At 37.4% G+C, this 265-nt stretch carries 1 protein-coding gene; it reads left to right on the top strand.

Going from position 1 to position 265, the window contains the following annotated elements; all coding sequences use genetic code 11:
• Positions 1-240, top strand: a 240-nt coding sequence (locus tag SB775_RS30370) for a type VII secretion EssA family protein (protein ID WP_410864969.1), incomplete at its 5' end; no start/stop codon positions are given.
• Positions 241-265 lie beyond the last annotated feature (25 nt).

The following is a 265-nucleotide window of genomic DNA, read 5'->3' on the forward strand; positions in this document are numbered from 1 at the left end:
GTGATTCATTTCCTCCAAACAAATACAGAGACCGCAACAGTTGCGATAGAGAGCAAAAACAAAGACATGTTCTCTAATCATCAAACGATCAGCAGCACATCAAGCAATCTGAAAATAGGTGAAAAACAAAGCAGCAGTGAGTCTTGGATCTACTTTGCATGTATAGCTGCGCTCATCATTTTTGTGCTAGTGATGATTATCTATTTCTTACGAAAAAACCGCAAAAAGACTGAGTCATAAACGATCAAAAGACCTTGAAAAAATC

The organism is Peribacillus sp. SIMBA_075, assembly GCF_046534585.1.